A 19,507-nucleotide genomic window follows, 5' to 3' on the forward strand; every position below is an offset into this window, starting at 1 on the left:
AGAAGTGTCCCTTTTTTTATGCTGACAGGTTAGGTTTATTAGCTCCCTCCCTTGCGAAGGGGAGGGTTGGGGTGGGGTATTAAGATCAAAAAATGAAAGCTGAAGTGTGCAGGGATAATGGTGTCAGCCCTTAAAACCCCCTCCCGGGCTCCCCCTTCGCAGGGGGAGGAGCAAATCAAAACCTGACCCGCCCCGTCGGCACCTGCCGAAAACTCCACCAAACCTGCACCGTATTGAACAGCACCAGTATTGCCGTGACGATAAACACCCAGCGGAAGCCAAGCAGTGCCGAGGCACTTGAGCCAATCAGCGGCCCGACCACATTCCCGAGATACATAAAAGACTGGTTGTAACCGAATATCCGGCCGGTGACCTGATCACTGCTGTATTTCACCAGCAACGCCTGTACCGCAGGCATCAGCGCGCCATCGCCGAAACCGAGCATGAAACGCAGGATCCCGAGCTGGGTCGGCGTATTAATCAGTGCCATCAGGCAAAACAGAATGAAGCAAAAAACCAGCGCGGCAATCAGAATGCGATGCGCGCCAATGCGGTCGCCGAGCTTGCCAAGTTTCGGGGCGGCCATCAGCGCGGAAACGCCCGGTACGGCGGCAATCACGCCACTGATAAAGGCGATATTGCTGGTATCCGATGACAGTTCGCGGATAAATAGCGTCAGGATCGGGCTGATGGAACCGTTGGCGAGCTGAATCATCATGGTGGTGACGAACAGGCTGACAATCAGCCACGGGTAGGGCAGCGTAGTAAATACGGCTTTGCCGCTCAGACGGTTGGCTTTGGTGACCGGCACCACGCGTTCTTTAATCAAAAATAATGTGATCAGAAAGCTGATAAACAGCATGCCGCTGGTGACGAAAAACACCGTGCGCAGGCCGAGATGGTCAGCCATAAAGCCGCCGAGCAGCGGGCCGATAATCACGCCGGATACCTGACCGGTAGACAGCGTGCCGAGCGCCCAGCCACTTTTATCGCGCGGGACCTGCGAGGCGACCAGCGCCATCGCGTTGGGAATATACCCGGACGTCAGGCCCATTAGTGTGCGCAGAATGAAAAGCTGCCAGACGTTGGTGGCGAACCCCTGCAACATCATGACAATCGCCATCCCCAGCGCGGCACGCAGCAACATCAGTTTGCGGCCTTTGCGGTCAGCCAGACTGCCCCACAACGGCGCAACGATGGCGGAAACCAGGAACGTGCCGCTGAATACCAGCCCTGACCACAGGCTCAGGGATTCGTGAGACGTTACGCCAAGTTGTTCGATATAAAGGGGTAAAAAAGGCAGGATCTGACTCATCGCCATGCCGGTAAAAAAACAACCCAGCCAGACGGAGATTAAATTTACTTTCCAGGTTTCCATGTTGCAGCGATGTAGCCTTATGGACAGAGGAGTGAGAGAAAAGAAGCATAGCAATCAAATCTGTGAAGTGGGACGCAAAAAGTGGGAACCCATTCATCAGGTTTATAATTGATTATCCTGTGTCAAAGTTTCGGATTATCGCGGCAGATTATGCGGCCTGAAACTGTTACCAGAGTCTGCGGCTGTAACCATCAGTTACAGGCCAGAAGGAGATAACTTCACGCAGAGCGGCGTTTTGTGCTACTATCGCCCCAACTGGCGCACTGCAGTTTGTGCCGAATCCTCGTGGTAATGCCTCATTTGCCTCGTCTGATCATCCACTCTTGAAACTGCACCGAACCCCGTTCGGGTTAGAGTGGACTGGAGCTTTTCCTTATATGTCATTTGATTCCCTCGGCTTAAGTGCCGAAATTTTGCGTGCTGTTGAAGAACAGGGCTATCGCGAACCTACGCCTATTCAGCGTCAGGCTATTCCTGTCGTGCTGGAAGGGCGTGACCTGATGGCGAGTGCGCAGACCGGTACCGGTAAAACCGCTGGTTTTACCTTGCCGCTGCTCAATATGCTCAGCCATACCAACGCGCAATTCAAAGGACGTCGCCCGGTTCGTGCGCTGATCCTGACCCCAACCCGTGAGCTGGCGGCGCAGATTGGTGAAAACGTACAGGCCTACAGCAAATACCTCACCCTGCGTTCTCTGGTGGTATTTGGTGGTGTGAGCATCAACCCGCAGATGATGAAACTGCGCGGTGGTGTGGATGTGCTGATCGCAACGCCGGGTCGTTTGCTGGATCTGGAACATCAGCGTGCTGTTGATTTATCTCAGGTTGAAATTCTGGTGCTGGATGAAGCCGACCGCATGCTGGACATGGGCTTCATTCACGATATCCGTCGCCTGCTGGCAAAACTGCCTGCCAAGCGTCAGAACCTGCTGTTCTCCGCGACGTTCTCTGATGAGATTAAAGGTCTGGCGAGCAAGTTGCTGACCAACCCGGCCTCTGTCGAAGTCGCGCGTCGTAACACCGCTTCTGCGCAAATTGAACAAAGCGTTCATTTTGTTGATAAGAAACGCAAAAGAGAATTGCTGTCTCAGATGATCGGTGAAGGCGACTGGAAACAGGTGCTGGTGTTCAACCGGACAAAACATGGTGCAAACCATTTAGCCGAACAACTCAATAAAGATGGCATCACGGCTGCTGCTATTCACGGCAACAAAAGTCAGGGCGCACGTACCCGTGCACTGGCTGATTTTAAAGCCGGTTCCGTCCGTGTTCTGGTGGCAACAGACATCGCTGCACGTGGCCTGGATATCGATATGTTGCCGCACGTGGTGAACTATGAGCTGCCAAACGTACCGGAAGATTACGTTCACCGTATCGGCCGTACCGGTCGTGCGGAAGCCACCGGTGAAGCGATTTCTCTGGTGTGTGTGGACGAACACAAACTGCTGCGTGATATCGAGCGTCTGCTGAAACGTGAAATTCCTCGCATCGCACTGGAAGGTTACGAGCCCGATCCGAGCATCAAAGCTGAGCCGATCATCAATGGTCGTCAGGGCAGCGGCGGTGGTGGTGGTCGTGGCGCGCCACGTCAGGGCCAGCGTCCTGGCGCACCGCGTACGGGTGCTCCACGTTCAGGCGCTCCGCGTCAGGGCGGTAACGGTCAGCGCAGCGGTACGTCTGAAAACCGGGGTTCAGAAAACCGTGGTTCAGCTGAGAACCGTCCGGCACGTTCGCGTCCTGCCCATGCAGGCCAGCGACGCACCGGCAATGCAGGCACCGGCAACAAATAAGTTTCCGGATCCCCTGTAATGCAATCAAACCGCCTTCACTGAAGGCGGTTTTTTTTCGCGGGTAATCTAACGAATCACGTACGCACAACGGCGCGCACCCTGCAAAATATGTTCGGTGCGTTCGACACTGGCGTTCAGCACATCGCTGAATACATCGCGTTCCGCACGGCAAAATCCCTGACAGGTGGCTGCGGCAGCGCAAATCGGGCAGTGATTTTCGACAAACAGATAACTGCCATCCTCCTGCATTTTCCAGTCCGCCATATAGCCTTCACGGGTACGGATATCCGTCAGCCTTTGCAATTTGTCTTCCATCGACACCGCCCCGAGCATCGCCTGGCGGTAGTGTTCCTGCGTGATTTTTTCCCGCGAGGTGATGAGCTGATCCAGCGCAGAATCCCCCAGAGAGGTGCGGATCAGTTGCAAAAGTTGTACGGTGAGGTCAGCGTGGGCATCGGGAAATCGCGCATGACCGGCGGCGGTCAGTTGCCAGAACTGCGCCGGACGTCCGACACCCTGTGAGACAGATTTGGCTTCCACCAGTCCTTCCTTCGCCAGCTTCACAAACTGCTGGCGCGCGGCTTCACCTGTGGTACCCAGCAGATGGCCGGCATCGCTGGCCTGAAGTTCCCCGTGGGTTTTCAGCAGCATCAGTAAGCGCTCTGCGACGCTTTGCCGTACGTCATTTTTATTTTCCAGGTCATTGCTTGACATATTGCCTCGACGGGTTCTAGATTACGTAAAAAATATTCCAAGTTATTTCTTGTTTTAATCATATCATAACCACAGCACGCTTCAATGCGTGGACAGTACAAACCAAAGGGATGCAGAGAAAATGTCGGGAAGTCAGAACGGATGGGCGGATTTATTCAGCGCCGAAAACCGCGGCAGTGCCATTACCCTGAGCGCAGGTGTCGCGCTTTATGCGACTAACAGCTACATCGTCATCACGATTTTACCCTCCGTTGTGCAGGATATCGGCGGGCTGGCGTGGTATGCCTGGAACACTACGCTGTATGTTGTGTGTTCCATTCTCGGCTCAGCACTTTCTGCACGATTGATGCGCACCGCCGGGCCGCGTGGCAGCTATCTGATGGCGACCGCTATTTTTATTGCCGGTGCCGCCATTTGTACCGCCGCGCCGAATATGCCGGTGCTGCTGCTCGGACGGGCGCTGCAGGGGCTGGGGGGCGGATTCCTGTTCGCACTCTCCTACGCGATGATCAACCTCCTGTTTAAAGAATCTCTCTGGCCGCGCGCCATGGCGCTGATTTCGGCGATGTGGGGCATTGCCACGCTGGTCGGCCCGGCGGTAGGGGGCATTTTCGCCGAACTGCACGCATGGCGCTGGGCGTTTGGTTTGCTGTTGCCGGTCACGTCGCTGTTCGGGGTGTGGGTCTGGCGGATTTTGCCAAAATCCCGGCACGACCGGCAGCCGGACGAACCGCTGCCACTGATGCAACTGGCCTTACTGACCGGCGCAGTGTTAGTGGTATCGGCGGGCAGTCTGTCTTCATCAGGGCTGATTAACTTGCTCGGTTTCGTGGTCGCGGTGGTGATGATTTTAATTTTGCGCCACCGCGAATTTACGGCGGATGTCAGACTGCTGCCGCGCAACGCTTTACGCCGTTCCTCACCGCTCTATGGCCTGTATCTGGTGATGACGTTGCTGATTATCGGCCTCGGTTGCGAACTGTTTGTGCCGTATCTGCTGCAACATTTACACGGTCAGACCCCGCTGGCTGCCGGATACATCACTGCCGCTGCGGCCGCGGGCTGGACATTAAGTGAAGTGGCCAGTTCCGGCTGGACAGGCCGTCGCGCGGATGGCGCGATTATCTGCGGGCCACTGATCCTGGCTGCCGGTTTGCTTTTACTGTTGTTCACCGTACCGGTCGCTTTCGGCCTGCCGTGGCTGAATATCAGTGGCGTGGTGCTCGGGCTGACGCTGGCCGGTTTTGGGATTGGCCTCGGCTGGCCGCATTTGCTGACCCGCGTTCTGCAACAGGCACCGGAAGAGGATCGCGAAAAAGCCGGTGCGTCGATAACCGTGGTGCAATCTTTTGCGGCGGCGCTTGGCGCGGCGTTAGCCGGAACGGTGGCTAACTTTGCGGGTGTTGATAAGGGGGATAGCGGTGCAGCCAGCGCGGCATTCTGGATGTTCCTGCTGTTTGCGGTGCCTGCGCTTCTGGCGGTGTGGATTGCCTGGCGCTCCGTCAGAGTCCGACGCTTGCAGGGCAGGGCGAAAACCTCATTAAGCGGCGATTTGTCTCAGGGGTAATTGCCCGGCGGCGGGCCTTGCGGTAATCTTGCGCGTCATTTTTAAGGGGTGAACTGTGATGCGCGTATTACTGGCTCCGATGGAAGGTGTGCTTGATCCTCTGGTTCGTGAACTTCTCACAGAAGTAAACGACTACGATTTGTGCATCACCGAGTTTTTGCGCGTGGTGGATCAGCTGCTTCCCGCCAAATCCTTCTATCGCTTGTGTCCTGAATTACATCATGCCAGCCGCACGCCTTCGGGCACGTTAGTGCGCGTTCAGCTACTCGGTCAGTATCCGCAATGGCTGGCCGAAAACGCCGCCCGTGCGGTGGAACTGGGCTCTTACGGTGTCGATCTCAACTGCGGTTGTCCGTCCAAACTGGTTAACGGCAGTGGCGGTGGAGCAACGTTACTCAAAGATCCTGAGCTGATTTATCAGGGCGCCAAAGCCATGCGTGAAGCGGTGCCGGCTCACTTACCGGTGACTGTCAAAGTGCGTCTCGGCTGGGATTCGCTGGAACACAGTTTTGAAATTGCAGATGCCGTGCAGCAGGCGGGTGCAACGGAACTGACGGTGCACGGGCGTACCAAAGAAGACGGCTACAAGCCGGAACGTATTAACTGGGCTGCGATTGGCGAAATCCGTCAACGCCTGAGTATTCCGGTGATCGCCAACGGTGAAATCTGGGATTACGAAAGCGGCCAGGCGTGTCTGCACACCACCGGTTGTGATGCCGTGATGCTCGGGCGCGGTGCGCTGAATATTCCGAATCTCAGCCGTGTGGTTAAGTACAACGAACCGCGTATGCCGTGGCCGGAGGTAATAACGTTGTTGCAGAAATACACCCGTCTGGAAAAGCAGGGCGATACCGGTTTGTATCACGTTGCGCGCATCAAACAGTGGCTGAGTTATTTGCGTAAAGAGTACGAAGAGGCGACAGAGTTATTTACTGAAGTGCGCGTGCTGAAGACGTCGAAGGAAATTGGTTATCTGATCGACAATCAATAATATTCACCTGTGTATTTCGAAGGGACGCTTTCTGAGCGTCCCTTTATTTTTTCAGTGCATTCTTACGCAAGTGTTCACTTACTCGTCGTTCCACGGTCTGTGGGTGGTGGTGACAGACTTTGTGACAAATAGAATTGAAAATTGCGGGTGCTAAGACTTTTCGCCTCACTTATAATTCCGCCCGCTGTTACGACATATCTTAATGACAACTTTCTAAATACAGAGCAATGCATGTGAAAATCCGTCTTTTGGTTCTGAGCTTATTAGCCTTAAATACAGGCATGTTGTCTGCCCCTGCCGCCACCGCTGCAAAGCATGAGCCGGCCGTCGCCCCGATCGTTCAAATTGCTTCCGGCAGTGCCATGGTGGTGGATCTGAAAAGCCACGAAGTGATTTATTCCCGAAATCCGGATGAGGTGAGGCCGATTGCCTCCCTGACCAAACTGATGACCGCGATGGTGACGCTCGATGCGAATCTGCCACTCGACGAAGTGATCAATATCGATATCAGTAATACACCTGAAATGCGTGGCGTGTTCTCCCGCGTGAAACTGAACAGTGAAATTACCCGTCGTCAGATGATCCAACTGGCGCTGATGTCCTCAGAAAACCGGGCTGCGGCCAGTCTCGCGGCACATTATCCGGGCGGTTATTCTGCATTTATCAATGCTATGAATGCGAAGGCGAAATCGCTGGGCATGACCCATACGCATTATGCTGAACCGACCGGTTTGTCGCCACGCAACGTCTCCACCGCGCGTGATTTAACACGGCTGCTGCTGGCTTCACAGCGCTATCCGCTGATCGGTCAGCTAAGTACGACTGCTGAAAAAACGGCTGTCTTCAGCCATCCGGCGTATGCATTGCCGTTCCGTAATACCAACCATCTGATCATGAACCCGTCGTGGAATATCCAGCTGACCAAAACCGGTTACACCGATGAAGCTGGCCATTGCCTGGCGATGCGTACCACCATTAACGGCAAGCCCGTTACGCTGGTCGTGATGGATGCCTTCGGGAAATTTACGGCCTTTGCCGATGCTAACCGCCTGCGCACCTGGATGGAAACCGGCAAAGCAGTGCCTGTTCCACAGATTGCCAAAAACTACCGTAAGCAGAAAGAGCAGCAGAAAACGCAGCCTTCCGTCGAAGAGGCGGATGATTGAGCAGATGATTGAAATGAAAAAGTCCGGCCAGATGCCGGACTTTTTGTTTTGCAGGGACAGACAACGTGGTCAGAAAATCAGTTTAAACACCCCTGTCAGGGTCAGTAAGCCGACGATAAAGATGATGGCGATGATCCACAGAATAATTTTCATGTTTTCTCCTTAACATAACCTTCAGTCGTCATCGGCCATCCGGCTAAGCCAATGATATTCCTTATCAGTATAGCTTCTGCCTGCATTTTTGCTGTGTGCTTGCTAATTTCAGGCCAGTGCCGCGCGCAGACCACATTCCGGGCTGGTAAGCGGTTTGCCCATTTGGGTCAGTTGTGCCGCACCGGTCATCGAAGCCTGAGCCAGCACCACGCAGGCTGCGCCTCGCCTGTATTCCACATCAGCCGCCGCTGCGATAGCCTGTAAATATCCTGCCAGATCCCCCTGCTTAAACTTTTCCCATGCGCCCGCCACCAGATGGATTTCAAACTGCGCCTGCGGATGTTTTTCCACCTGCGCGAACAACTGCCGCGTCGGCTCCAGGGTCGTTTCGACCGCACAGAGTGCGACCACACTGCCCGCTGTTTTCATGGCCTGTTCCGCCAGCGTCTGATCGACACGCAACACCGGCACCGCGGCACTTTCGCTGGCAAGCGTCGCGGCAGAACCCAGCGTCGAACAGGTCAGTAAAACGCGATCGGCATTTTCACTCAATGCCAGCAGCACATCCGCCGTTTGCTGACGAATTTCTGCAGTCAGCCCGCCCGCCTTTTCGGCTGCAGCCAGTAAATCGGGCCGCGAAACATGCACAAACTTATGCTGATCCAGCCCAAGTTCGTGAGCTGTATTTTCGAAAACCGCAATATTGCTGTCGGCCGTATGTAAGCAGGTAATGCGCATGTAATTCTCCTGATAAGTGTCTGCCTCTACGTTAATGATTTTTTAACCGTACCGCAGACTTTTTTACCTGTAAAAACTGATGAGTTAATGCGGGCTGGAAAATGCCCGGTTTCCCCGGTGCACGCTATGATTTCCATAACCCGCGGCCGTCCGTAATTCCTTAAGTTTGACCTGTTAACGATCACCGTAACAGGTTATTTTCATTGATATTTATTCATTAAAGCAATGCAACTCAATCATATATAGATACATAAGCAATCGCGTATTTATCGAGAAGGAAATTGATTTGAGGTGGTTATTTATCCAGTGCAAACTGTGGCCAGATTAAGGATTTCTAAACAGGGAAAGCTCATGTGAGGGACAACAACTATGTTTCAGCTCAGCAGACGGGATCTATCGCCGATCAACAGGATGCTCTATTTTCCAGGCGCGCCTGCCTGGCCGGAAGATTACAAAGGAAAATCGCTCATGGAAAAGCTCATGCAAAACCAGATCAACAATATTGAAAAGCAGGGAATCAAAAATGGTGAGGAAATTGCCGGGCTGAATCTGCGGGTAGGGAAGGTGGAACAGCAGGTCAGTCAGCTAACGGTAGTGATCACGGAGACGAATCTTCGTGTCGGCAAACTGGAGCACCAGATGGTCACGCTCACTGAAGCGGTGACAGATATCGGGGATCGTGTCGGTAAAACCGAACAGAGCATCGCGCGCATCGACGGGCACCTGCTGAGAATTGACGATCATCTGGTGAGGATAGATAAACAGTTTGAACAGGTAGATAAACAGTTTGATCGTGTAGATGAGCGCTTTGACAAAATAGATCAACGATTTGAGAAGATCGACCAGCGCTTTGAAAAAGTAGATGAACGCTTTGTGAAGATTGAAGCTTCACTGAGTGCAATGCAGGCAATGTTTTACGATCTCATGATTAAACAGACCCGATGGATTGTCAGCATGATGCTGGTACTGGTTGGCGTGACGTTTACGGCTGCACGCTATATTCACTAACGGCGACCTGATACGGTTGATCTCCCATTACGCTGAATTGGCCGTATCAGCAAAGCTGGCAAGAGCGACTATAATATAGACAGGTCGCCACCTTCTTTATGCCCCTGTCTGACGGGCAATCCCGAAGGTTTATCACTGCGCGCTGCTGGCGGCTTTCGGCGTACAAGGGGGTGTTTCATGGCTAATCATGTCTGGGGACTGATATCCAATCCGGGTCCCGAATTGCAACAAATCCAGCGTGAGCGGGAAACCGTTTCACATGTGTATTCCCACCATGTTCTTTTAATGGCGCTCATCCCGGTTGTCTGTTCTTTCATCGGAACAACACAACTTGGCTGGAACTTCGGTGATGGCGAGAAGCTGATGGTTTCCATGTTTACCGCGTCTTATATCGCCGTCATTTTCTATGTTCTGATGCTCGCTGCTGTCGCACTGATGGGGCGGATTATCTACGGAATGGCGCGTCGCTATGACAGCCGCCCGACACTCAACAACTGTATCGTCTTTGCCGGCTACGTGGCCACACCCATGTTCCTCAGCGGGGTCGTAGCACTGTATCCGATGGTCTGGTTATGCCTGTTTGTCGGGCTGATCGGCCTGTGTTACAGCGGATACCTGTTGTATCTCGGCATTCCTAACTTCCTCAATATCGACCGTCGCGAAGGGTTCCTGTTCTCCAGTTCAACACTGGCAATGGGCGTTCTGGTATTAGAGCTGCTTCTGGCTCTGACGGTAATTATGTGGGGTTACGGAACACAGTTATTTTAACTTAATGGCTATCTTACTTGCCATTTTGCCCCCGGGCAGTGCTCGGACTCCTCACGTACTTTATGTACGCTCCGGGTCCTCCGCGCTGTCTGGGAACAAACTGCCTGCGCCGACTACGCCATTCCTCTTTTGAAGGACATTATTCCTGCCAGTTCTTCATCTTACTGGTTTTCCCGATACCCGGATTGAAGGTGTTGGTCGGGTCTGCCTGCCGGTAGAATTCTTTCAAATGTGGTTTTGCCAGATACAAATGGCCGACGTTATGTTCGGCGGGATATTCCGCGCCTTTGGCGTCGAGCAGTTCTAACATCCTGTGTTTCAGCGCCTTGCTGTTTGCGCCTTTTTTGACGATGTAATCCTGATGGAAAACGTGGCACATGAAATGGCCGTAATACAGTTTTGCTACCAGTTGATTGTCGATATCTTCCGGCAATGTCTCGAACCAGTCGCGGTCATTGCGGCGCAGTGCGATATCCAGCGCCAGAATATCTTCCACTTCTTTTTCATGTACCGCGTGATACCGCACGGCGGCACCGGCGGCGGCAAAGCGATGCAGGAAGGCTTTCTTGCCTTCGTCGGCGGAACAGATAAAGAAATCACCCTGACCATCACTAAAGAAACGTGTCAAAAAGGTTCGGGCTTCGTCAATACCGGGGCCGGACATTTTCAGCAGTAAGTGATGTTCAAACCGGTCACGATACTGCTTCATACGCGGTGGCAGATGATTCGGCAGGGCTTTGCTCAGACACTGCATCACGCGGTCGCTGAAATGTTTGGGCAGGAAAGGGACCTTACTGGCGTGTGCATCGAACTTTCCTTTGGCAGTAAACATGTCCGGCATTTTGTCGGTGCCAAGTTTGTCGATCATCAGGAAAGTGTCTTTGCCATAGACTTCGGTGATATCGAAAATATCCCGGTGCATGTATTCCCCTGCCACCGGAAGGTTAGCGAAGTCACGCAGGATCTGGCGGCGTAATTCTGTCAGCACCGCCGTGTCATTGGTGCCGATGTAGAAAACCTGCTGCTGCGTTTCTGCCGGAAACGTATCGAGCCGCACGGCGAAAACCGCCAGCTTGCCCGCACAACCTGAAGCTTCAAATAAACGTCGCTCATCCGCGTTGAAACGCGACGGCGTATCAGCATCCACTTCGCGGACACGTGAGGCATAATCGTGATCCGACGCCAGACGCTGATCATGCTGGATATCGGTTTCCAGATAATCGCCTTTTTCCAGACGAGTCAGGATTTCTTCCGGCGTTTCACCAAGATTAATGCCCAGATGGTTAATCAGCCGCAATTCACCTTGTGCATCGATTTGTGCATAGAGCGCCATTTCGGTATACGCCGGGCCGCGTTTCACCAGCGATCCGCCAGAATTATTACAGATCCCGCCGACCACCGATGCGCCGATGCAGGACGAGCCAATCACTGAATGCGGTTCGCGGTTGTAGGGCTTGAGGATTTTTTCCAGCTTATACAGGGTGCTGCCGGGAAAGCCGATCACCTGATGACCGCCGTCAAGTAACTGGATCGTGTCCAGTTTCAGGGTGCTGAAAATAACAATGTCGCGGTCATAGTCGTCGCCGCTGGGCGTCGAACCTTCGGTCAGCCCGGTATTGGCGGCCTGCATAATGACAATCTTGTCGGCGGCGATGCAGGTTTTGAGCAGTTGCCACTGTTGCAGCAGCGTTTGTGGAAATACGACCGCCAGCGCTTTGCCGCCACCGGAGCGAAACCCTTTGCGGTAGCGTTCGGTGTTGCTGTCGCCGGTTAAAACGTGGCGGCTGCCGGCAATCTCTTTCAGCGTGGCGATGAGTGACTGATTATCCATTTCATCTTCCTTTTTTGATGGGATGCCATCTAATCATAGACTTAAATGATACTTGTTAAGTTAAACGTCATTCGGGATATGGGTTAGGTAATTTCACTTAATCTGTTGCATTTTTGTCATGCGCTGTCCATTAAATCGTCATTGATGTGTCATAAAACTCGCGCTTAATGAACGCCAGATAACCAAAGCAACCGAGAGACAGCATCATGGCGCAAGCTCATCTTAAGCTGGCACAGGCTGAATATCCTCAGACCGGGCCACAGCATCTGAACAAAGTTCTGGACGTCAAAGGCCTGGTGAAATCCTATAAATCGGGTCAGCGTGTCCTGAATGACATCAATTTTGATCTCCACGCCGGTGAGTTCGTGGCGGTAATTGGCCGTTCTGGCGCGGGTAAATCCACCTTGCTGCATGTGCTTAACGGCACGATCCCGCTCACAGATGGCAGCGTAGTATGCCATTACGAAAATGGTGAACAGCAGGAACTGGCCGGGCTTACCGGCAAAGCATTGCGTCGCTGGCGTTCAGGCTGTGGCATGATTTTTCAGGATTTCTGCCTGGTGCCTCGTCTGGATGTCCTGACAAATGTGTTACTGGGGCGTCTCAGCCACACCTCAACGTTCAAATCATTCTTTAACCAGTTCGATGACGAAGACCGCGCCCGCGCCATCTCTTTGCTTGAATGGTTGCACATGCTGCCGCATGCATTGCAGCGTGCCGAAAACCTTTCCGGCGGCCAGATGCAGCGTGTGGCGATTTGTCGCGCGCTGATGCAGAACCCGAAAATTCTGCTGGCCGATGAACCGGTGGCGTCACTGGATCCGAAAAATACCCTGCGCATCATGAATGCGCTGAAAAAAGTCAGCGAAGAGAATATCGCCGTGATGGTCAACCTGCACTCGGTCGAGTTGGTGAAAGATTATTGCACCCGTGTTATCGGCATCGCGAAAGGGCAGATTATTTTCGACGGCCATCCGGACCAGTTAACTGAAGGCATTTTGCACCAGTTATACGGTGAAGAACACGAAGCGATAAACAGTTAAACAATAACGTTATTTATTTTGCAGTGCTTATTTCTACTTTCTCTCAATCTACACAAGGTCATCATTACATGAAGAAGTTATTACGTCTGGCAGTCTTCGTAGCAGGTTCTTTTACTGCAATGCACAGCATGGCAGAAGATGCTCCTAAAGAATTAAACTTAGGTATTCTGGGTGGCCAGAATGCCACCCAGCAAATCGGCGATAATCAGTGTGTAAAAGATTTCTTCGATAAAGAATTAAATGTGGATACCAAACTGCGTAATTCATCCGATTATTCAGGTGTTATTCAGGGGTTATTAGGTAAGAAAGTGGATATGGTATTAAGCATGTCCCCGTCATCTTTTGCTTCGGTTTATATTAATAATCCGAAAGCGGTGGATCTGGTCGGCATTGTCATTGACGATACGGATAAATCCCGGGGTTATCACTCCGTGGTTGTCGTGAAAGCCGACAGCCCGTACCAGAAATTATCTGACCTGAAAGGCAAATCATTCGGTTTCGCTGACCCGGATTCTACTTCGGGTTACCTGATCCCAAACCAGACATTCAAGAAAGAATTTGGCGGCACGACGGATAACAAATACAACAACTTCTTCTCCAGCGTAACCTTCTCCGGCGGCCATGAGCAGGATATTCTTGGCGTGCTGAACGGCCAGTTCGAAGGCGCAGTCACCTGGACTTCAATGATCGGCGACCGCGAAACCGGTTATACCTCCGGTGCATTCAACCGCATGATCCGCATGGACCATCCGGATCTGATGAAGAAAATCCGCATTATCTGGGAATCTCCATTAATTCCTAATGGTCCGATTTTAGTGCGCAGCGATTTGCCACCGGCATTTAAAGCTAAGCTGGTTTCTGCCATTAAGAAACTGGATAAAGATGACCACGCTTGTTTCGTAAAAGCAGTGGGCGGCAAACAGCATATCGGCGAAACGTCCCTGGCTGAATATCAGCAGATTATTGATATGAAGCGTGAACTGACTAAAGGCGGTCGCTAACCCGTAACTCCCTCCCCTGCGAAGGGGAGGGTTGGGGTGGGGTATTAATGGCAACTCAGGAAGCGAAAGCTTTTACCATTATTGTTTTTTTAATACCCCCTCCTGACCTCCCCCTTCGCAGGGGGAGGAATAATGATTATCGCAAATCGGAAATATTATTTTGAACAAAGACTTCAATCGTTATTACCAGCAGATACGCGGTAAACAAAAGCGGGAAGCGCTGATCTGGTCAGGGCTGATGTTGTTGTTATATCTGTGGTCAGGCAATGTTTCCGAACTTAATTTAAAAACGATTATTGTCTCCGCGCCGAGCTTCTTTGATTATATTGGTCAGACGGTGCCGGTATTACACTGGTCATTGTTATTTGCTGACGGTCATACAGAAGGTTCACTGGCGTATTGGGGATATCGTCTCAATATTCAGCTGCCGCTGATTTGGGAAACTATTCAGCTGGCGTTGTCCTCGACGATATTGTCGACGGCGCTGGCAGTCGTGCTGGCTTTTCTCGCCGCCAGCAATACGGATTCGCCTAAATGGGTGAAATTCAGCATCCGTACCTTTGTCGCTTTCCTGCGCACCATGCCGGAACTGGCCTGGGCGGTAATGTGTGTGATGGCGTTTGGCGTCGGTGCCATTCCGGGCTTTATCGCCCTGACGTTACACACAGCCGGCAGTCTGACCAAATTGTTCTACGAATCCATTGAAACCGCATCGGATAAACCGGTGCGCGGACTCAGAGCCTGCGGCGCGGGGCGTTTGCAGCGCATGCGTTTCGCCATGTGGCCGCAGGTGAAACCGATATTCTTATCCTATAGCTTTATGCGCCTTGAAATTAACTTCCGCCAGTCGACTATCCTCGGGCTGGTCGGGGCCGGTGGTATCGGGCAGGAACTGATGACCTCAATCAAACTGGACCGATATGACCAGGTCAGCATGACCTTACTGCTGATTATTCTGGTGGTGTCGGCGATGGATTTTCTTTCCGGTAAATTGCGCAAACGCGTTGTGGAGGGCACTTTCTGATGTTAACTGATGCGCTCGAACCTCATGTGGTCAGCAGCCTGAAGCAGAAGCACGGGCATCTGTTTGCCGCGCAGCGCCGCTATCTGCGCTACCTCGCGATACTGGCTGTCGTGATTACGCTGTACTACGTCTATTTCTTCAGTTATTTCGGTATTCCATGGAGCGAAGTGGTGCGCGGCACCCGCGAAGTAGGACGTTATTTCCTGCGGATGTTTGTCTGGCATAACGTTTCCGAATGGCCGTTTATGTATTATTTTTCGCAAATAGCTATCACGCTGGCGATTGTGTTTTCCGGAACCATCACCGCGTCTTTCCTCGCATTGCCTCTTTCATTCCTCGCGGCGCGTAATGTGATGTCGACGCCGGTTCTCAGACCCGTTTCCATGGTCATCCGCCGTCTTCTGGATGTTTTACGCGGGCTGGATATGGCGATCTGGGGGCTGATTTTCGTTCGTGCTGTCGGCATGGGGCCGCTGGCCGGTGTGCTGGCGATCGTGATGCAGGATTTGGGCTTACTGGGCAAGCTTTATGCAGAAGGGCATGAAGCGGTAGATCGTTCGCCGAGCCGCGGCCTGCGGGCGCTGGGGGCTTCCCCGCTACAAACGCACCGCTTCGGGATTTTCACTCAATCCTTCCCGACATTCCTTGCATTGTCGTTGTATCAGATTGAATCCAATACCCGTTCAGCCGCTGTTCTTGGTTTTGTTGGCGCGGGCGGGATCGGTCTGGTGTATGCGGAAAATATGCGTCTGTGGAACTGGGATGTGGTGATGTTTATCACACTGATTTTAGTGGCTATCGTAATGATTATGGACAAGATTTCCGCGATGCTGCGCGCCAAATATATCCTGGGCGAAGAGATTAGTTTATTCGCACCGGAAGAACGGAAAATGAAGCCGCCGGTTGAGCTTTATCGTTCGTAAATGTTAACGGTCGAAACAGAATAAAAGAAGGCGGCATCCGGGATGGATGCCGCCTTTGCTGTTATTGAATCGCCGGGAGTTTACTCGTCGAAATACCAGTAACCCTGATTCACCAGATCCGTTAACAGAGCGACAAATTCAGGATCCTGCAACGCAGCACCCAGCTCTGTTTTACTGATCAGCGTATAGCGGCACAGCGCATCGGCAGCGGCATGTTGCGATGTTTCCAGCGGCTCGCTGTTAACAAAGAAACGTTCGCCGACGTTGAGAACCCGCAGACCGCTCAGGCGCACCAGGCTTTCGCCCTGCATCAGTGCATCGGCAATTTCATGTGATTCGTATGGCGGTTCGGCTGGCGCGATATCCAGTTCATGGCGCGGCGTAGTGGCGAAACGGCCAAACCATTGTTTGAAATCTTCCGGCTGGCTGATCAGCTCAACCATCATCTGGCGCACACGTTCCAGCTCGTAATCTTCTACTTTACCGGCGTGGTCGCGCAGCCTGAGATCCGGATCGCTGTAATGGCTGCCACCCAGATCGTTTTCCAGCGCGTAGTCAGCAAAACTGCTGATGAAATCGCGGCTGTTAGGGCCACGGAAACCGACGGAATAGTTGAGGGCGGTTTCATGGGTAAAGCCGTCGTGCGGGAAGCCCGGCGGAATATACAGAATGTCGCCAGGTTCAAGATCTTCATCAATGATTGGCGTGAACGGATCCACATGCAGTAACGCCGGGTGCGGACAGAACTGACGCATCGGCAGAGCATCGCCCACGCGCCAGCGGCGGCTGCCCATGCCCTGGATGATAAACACGTCATACTGATCGATGTGCGGGCCGACACCGCCGCCGGGCACGGAATACGAAATCATCAGGTCGTCTAAACGCCAGTCCGGCAATACGCGAAAAGGTTTCACCAGTTCTGCCGCAGGCAAATGCCAGTGGTTTACGGCCTGTGCCAGCAGTGACCAGCCGGTTTCACCCAGCCCGTCGAAATCTTCAAAAGGACCGTTACTTGCCTGCCATTCACCATCTTTATGGCTCACCAGACGGCTGTCCACTTCCGGCTCCATCGCCAGACCGGCTAATTCGTCTGGAGAGATTGGATCAACAAAATTTGAGAACGCTTTTTTGATAACAACAGGTTTTTTTTGCCAGTATTTTTCTAAAAATTCCGGCCAGTCCAGATTGAGTTCATAAGCCATGTGATTTACCCGTGGGAAGACAAACGGGTCTGATTATAGAGAGGCGGTGCTTGAGCGCGCTTTGTCGTGGGTCAAGGCTTGGTAAATGAGGGAGAAAGGAAAAGTGCGGAGAGAGGAAAAAATCCCCCTCCGCAGGGGGAGAAGAAGCATCAGGACTTCGCGGCCAGCACCACCAGTTTCTGGTTCACAAATTCTTTGATACCGAGATCAGAGAGCTCACGGCCGAAGCCCGAGCGTTTCACACCACCGAAAGGCAGTTCAGCAGCGGTATCCGTCGGTGAATTGACGTATACCATCCCGGTTTCAATCTGGCTCGCCAGCTTACGGGCGCGGGTCAGATCGGTGGTAAACAGCGAACCGCCGAGGCCGTAATGTGAGTCGTTGGCAAGTTTCACCAGTTCCTCATCATTTTTCACCACGTACACCTGTGCGACCGGGCCAAAGAACTCTTCGAAATAGGCCGGATTATCGCGGGTAATGTGCGTCAGAATCGTTGGCTCAAAGAAGTTGCCCGGATTGTCTGCCACTTTTTTACCGCCAAAGTGCAGTTTCGCCCCGTGTTTCACGGCATCATCCACTTGTTTGCTCAGCGTTTTCACCGCTTCCGCGGAGGACAACGGTCCCAGTGTGGTGGATTTATCCAGCGGATCGCCGATTTTCAGTGCCTTAAAGTGTTCGGTGAATTTTTTAAGGAATTCATCGGCGATTTTTTCATGAATAATGAAGCGCTTGGCCGCCGTACACACCTGTCCGGCATTGGAGACACGGGCCTGCGCACCGGCTTTGGCGGCTTTATCGATATCCGCATCATCGAGTACGGCAAACACGTCATTCCCGCCGAGTTCCAGCGTCGATTTCTTCAGCTTGGATGCCGCCCGTGAAGCCACGACCGCACCGGCTTTCTCCGAACCTGTCAGCGCGACACCCTGAACGCGGTCATCATCAATGATGGCACTGACCTGATCCTGAGAAATAAACAGGTTGGTATAAGCGCCTTTTGGGGCACCCGCTTCAGTAACCAGTTTCTCAAAGGTTTCCGCACAATGAGGAACGATACTGGCGTGTTTGACGACCACGCTGTTACCTGAGGCAAGATTCGGTGCCAGTACGCGCATTAACTGGTAAAACGGGAAATTCCAGGGCTCGACGGCCATGATCACCCCAATCGGATGATGCTCGACCCAGGCTTCGCCGAGATCGGATTTATACGGCACAGGTTTGAGAAATTCCTCGGCGTTTTCGGCATAGAATTTCGCAATATCCGCGCAAATCTGCACTTCGCCACGGCTCTGGCCGATGAGTTTCCCCATTTCTACACTGACCACTTCCGCCAGTTCATCGACACGGGAAGCCATCAGTTCGGACAATTTATGCAGCACGTTAACGCGTTGCTTAATATCGCCCTGACCCCAGTCAGATTTGTATAAAGCATGGGCGGCAGAGAGCGCCTCTTCAACCTGCTGATCGTTATGTGTTTGATATTCTTTGATGAGCTTATTGTTGAACGGATTTATCGTTTGATATGGCATATGTTGCTCCTTGTTTTGTGGCGTGTCGTCGAAAACAACGGCACGTTGGAATTGAGGTGCGTGCGCCTTTCTGCGTTCTCAACAGAACATTAAGCATAGTCGAAAAAACGTGACCGCTGTCCCACAGACATCTCATGCAACACAACGGTATGGCGTGTGCTGCCCGCATTCTCACCTGGCCCTGCCATACGTGCGCTGCAGCCTGTCTCTAAGAACAATCGGCTTTACGCAACTTTGCGAGCGGCTGTTAATGAATTGTTTTCAGCAAGCGATTGATAAATTTACTGCTCACTTTTATGCTGGCTTTCCTTCCTTTTCCCGACATTGAGAAACTCATGAAGCTTGATGCGATTCCGTTTTGCACGACTGACTGGAATGATGTCACGCCGACGCAGCATCCGGGTGATACCGGCATGGCGCTGTGGCGTACACAAAAATTTGGCGATATCCGTGTGCGTATCGTTGAATATTCACCTGGCTATGAGGCTGATCACTGGTGCAGTAAAGGCCATGTTTTGTTCTGCCTGGAGGGAGAGCTTCATACGCGTCTTGAGGACGGACGGAATTTCACCTTATCGCCGGGCATGAGTTATCAGGTGGCGGACAATTCTGAAGCACACCGTTCATCCACGCCAATTGGCGCGAAACTGTTTGTTGTTGATTAGTCGTGGTTGTTTATAG

Annotated in this window: 18 protein-coding genes; 11 read left to right on the forward strand and 7 right to left on the reverse strand. The window is 52.6% G+C overall.

From position 1 onward, the window contains the following. Positions 1–175: 175 nt before the first annotated feature. Positions 176–1,378 carry a multidrug efflux MFS transporter gene (locus tag AACU55_RS17415; protein ID WP_013576372.1) on the reverse strand — a complete coding sequence of 401 codons (1,203 nt, stop codon included), beginning with the start codon at positions 1,376–1,378 and terminating at the stop codon, positions 176–178. A 377-nt stretch (positions 1,379–1,755) separates the two neighbouring features. Between AACU55_RS17415 and rhlE the strand changes: the two genes are divergently transcribed. Beyond that, positions 1,756–3,168, forward strand: coding sequence for an ATP-dependent RNA helicase RhlE (gene rhlE, locus AACU55_RS17420; RefSeq protein ID WP_134705829.1), 1,413 nt, complete (start codon positions 1,756–1,758; stop codon positions 3,166–3,168). Positions 3,169–3,234: 66 nt separating this feature from the next. On the opposite strand, the gene AACU55_RS17425 is transcribed toward rhlE, so the two are convergent. Then, positions 3,235–3,882, reverse strand: a complete 648-nt coding sequence (locus AACU55_RS17425) for a helix-turn-helix transcriptional regulator (RefSeq protein WP_134705830.1) — start codon at positions 3,880–3,882, stop codon at positions 3,235–3,237. Positions 3,883–4,003: 121 nt separating this feature from the next. Here AACU55_RS17425 and AACU55_RS17430 point away from each other — a divergent pair, with 121 nt between their 5' ends. From AACU55_RS17430 to pbpG, 3 genes are all read left to right on the forward strand, one after another. Then, entirely contained in the window at positions 4,004–5,449 is a 1,446-nt protein-coding gene (locus AACU55_RS17430) for an MFS transporter (RefSeq protein ID WP_112151651.1), read from the forward strand. A 58-nt stretch (positions 5,450–5,507) separates the two neighbouring features. Continuing rightward, the gene (gene dusC / locus AACU55_RS17435; protein ID WP_013576368.1) at positions 5,508–6,440 is read left to right on the forward strand and encodes a tRNA dihydrouridine(16) synthase DusC; all 933 of its coding nucleotides are present in this window, start codon (positions 5,508–5,510) and stop codon (positions 6,438–6,440) included. Between the two features lie 227 nt (positions 6,441–6,667). Then, on the forward strand, positions 6,668–7,606 hold the full coding sequence (gene pbpG / locus AACU55_RS17440; protein WP_015690223.1) for a D-alanyl-D-alanine endopeptidase: 939 nt from the start codon (positions 6,668–6,670) through the stop codon (positions 7,604–7,606). 69 nt (positions 7,607–7,675) lie between these two features. On the opposite strand, the gene AACU55_RS25770 is transcribed toward pbpG, so the two are convergent. Both AACU55_RS25770 and AACU55_RS17445 read right to left on the reverse strand, forming a co-directional pair. Next, positions 7,676–7,759 (reverse strand): membrane protein, encoded by an 84-nt coding sequence (locus AACU55_RS25770; RefSeq protein ID WP_019105993.1) that lies wholly within the window; start codon positions 7,757–7,759, stop codon positions 7,676–7,678. Between the two features lie 108 nt (positions 7,760–7,867). After that, complete coding sequence (locus tag AACU55_RS17445) at positions 7,868–8,497, reverse strand: hypothetical protein (protein ID WP_013576366.1); 630 nt, start codon at positions 8,495–8,497, stop codon at positions 7,868–7,870. A 369-nt stretch (positions 8,498–8,866) separates the two neighbouring features. Between AACU55_RS17445 and AACU55_RS17450 the strand changes: the two genes are divergently transcribed. Together AACU55_RS17450 and AACU55_RS17455 are read left to right on the forward strand one after the other, a co-directional pair. Further along, complete coding sequence (locus tag AACU55_RS17450) at positions 8,867–9,505, forward strand: hypothetical protein (RefSeq protein WP_134705831.1); 639 nt, start codon at positions 8,867–8,869, stop codon at positions 9,503–9,505. Positions 9,506–9,682: 177 nt separating this feature from the next. Next, the gene (locus AACU55_RS17455) at positions 9,683–10,273 is read left to right on the forward strand and encodes a Yip1 family protein (protein ID WP_013576364.1); all 591 of its coding nucleotides are present in this window, start codon (positions 9,683–9,685) and stop codon (positions 10,271–10,273) included. 139 nt (positions 10,274–10,412) lie between these two features. Here the strand turns inward: AACU55_RS17455 and dld are convergent, their stop codons facing one another. Further along, on the reverse strand, positions 10,413–12,104 hold the full coding sequence (dld, locus tag AACU55_RS17460; protein WP_037037169.1) for a D-lactate dehydrogenase: 1,692 nt from the start codon (positions 12,102–12,104) through the stop codon (positions 10,413–10,415). A gap of 206 nt (positions 12,105–12,310) precedes the next feature. Here dld and phnC point away from each other — a divergent pair, with 206 nt between their 5' ends. The 4 genes from phnC (at position 12,311) to phnE (AACU55_RS17480) (ending at position 16,095) form a co-directional block, all read left to right on the forward strand. Next, positions 12,311–13,147, forward strand: coding sequence for a phosphonate ABC transporter ATP-binding protein (gene phnC / locus AACU55_RS17465; RefSeq protein ID WP_037037171.1), 837 nt, complete (start codon positions 12,311–12,313; stop codon positions 13,145–13,147). Between the two features lie 68 nt (positions 13,148–13,215). Beyond that, on the forward strand, positions 13,216–14,148 hold the full coding sequence (gene phnD, locus AACU55_RS17470) for a phosphonate ABC transporter substrate-binding protein (protein ID WP_013576361.1): 933 nt from the start codon (positions 13,216–13,218) through the stop codon (positions 14,146–14,148). A 160-nt stretch (positions 14,149–14,308) separates the two neighbouring features. Continuing rightward, positions 14,309–15,172 (forward strand): phosphonate ABC transporter, permease protein PhnE, encoded by an 864-nt coding sequence (gene phnE / locus AACU55_RS17475; protein WP_013576360.1) that lies wholly within the window; start codon positions 14,309–14,311, stop codon positions 15,170–15,172. Then, the gene (gene phnE, locus AACU55_RS17480; protein WP_013576359.1) at positions 15,172–16,095 is read left to right on the forward strand and encodes a phosphonate ABC transporter, permease protein PhnE; all 924 of its coding nucleotides are present in this window, start codon (positions 15,172–15,174) and stop codon (positions 16,093–16,095) included. Before phnE (AACU55_RS17475) ends, phnE (AACU55_RS17480) begins: the two co-directional genes overlap by 1 nt. An 80-nt stretch (positions 16,096–16,175) precedes the next feature. On the opposite strand, the gene AACU55_RS17485 is transcribed toward phnE (AACU55_RS17480), so the two are convergent. Both AACU55_RS17485 and AACU55_RS17490 read right to left on the reverse strand, forming a co-directional pair. Further along, complete coding sequence (locus AACU55_RS17485; RefSeq protein ID WP_134705832.1) at positions 16,176–17,297, reverse strand: ribosomal protein uL16 3-hydroxylase; 1,122 nt, start codon at positions 17,295–17,297, stop codon at positions 16,176–16,178. A 149-nt stretch (positions 17,298–17,446) separates the two neighbouring features. Beyond that, positions 17,447–18,826, reverse strand: a complete 1,380-nt coding sequence (locus tag AACU55_RS17490; protein ID WP_134705833.1) for an NAD-dependent succinate-semialdehyde dehydrogenase — start codon at positions 18,824–18,826, stop codon at positions 17,447–17,449. Between the two features lie 335 nt (positions 18,827–19,161). Between AACU55_RS17490 and AACU55_RS17495 the strand changes: the two genes are divergently transcribed. Further along, on the forward strand, positions 19,162–19,491 hold the full coding sequence (locus AACU55_RS17495; protein WP_134705834.1) for a DHCW motif cupin fold protein: 330 nt from the start codon (positions 19,162–19,164) through the stop codon (positions 19,489–19,491). Positions 19,492–19,507 lie beyond the last annotated feature (16 nt).

This window comes from Rahnella sp. CJA17(1/100), from assembly GCF_963881615.1.
Taxonomy (GTDB): domain Bacteria; phylum Pseudomonadota; class Gammaproteobacteria; order Enterobacterales; family Enterobacteriaceae; genus Rahnella; species Rahnella aceris.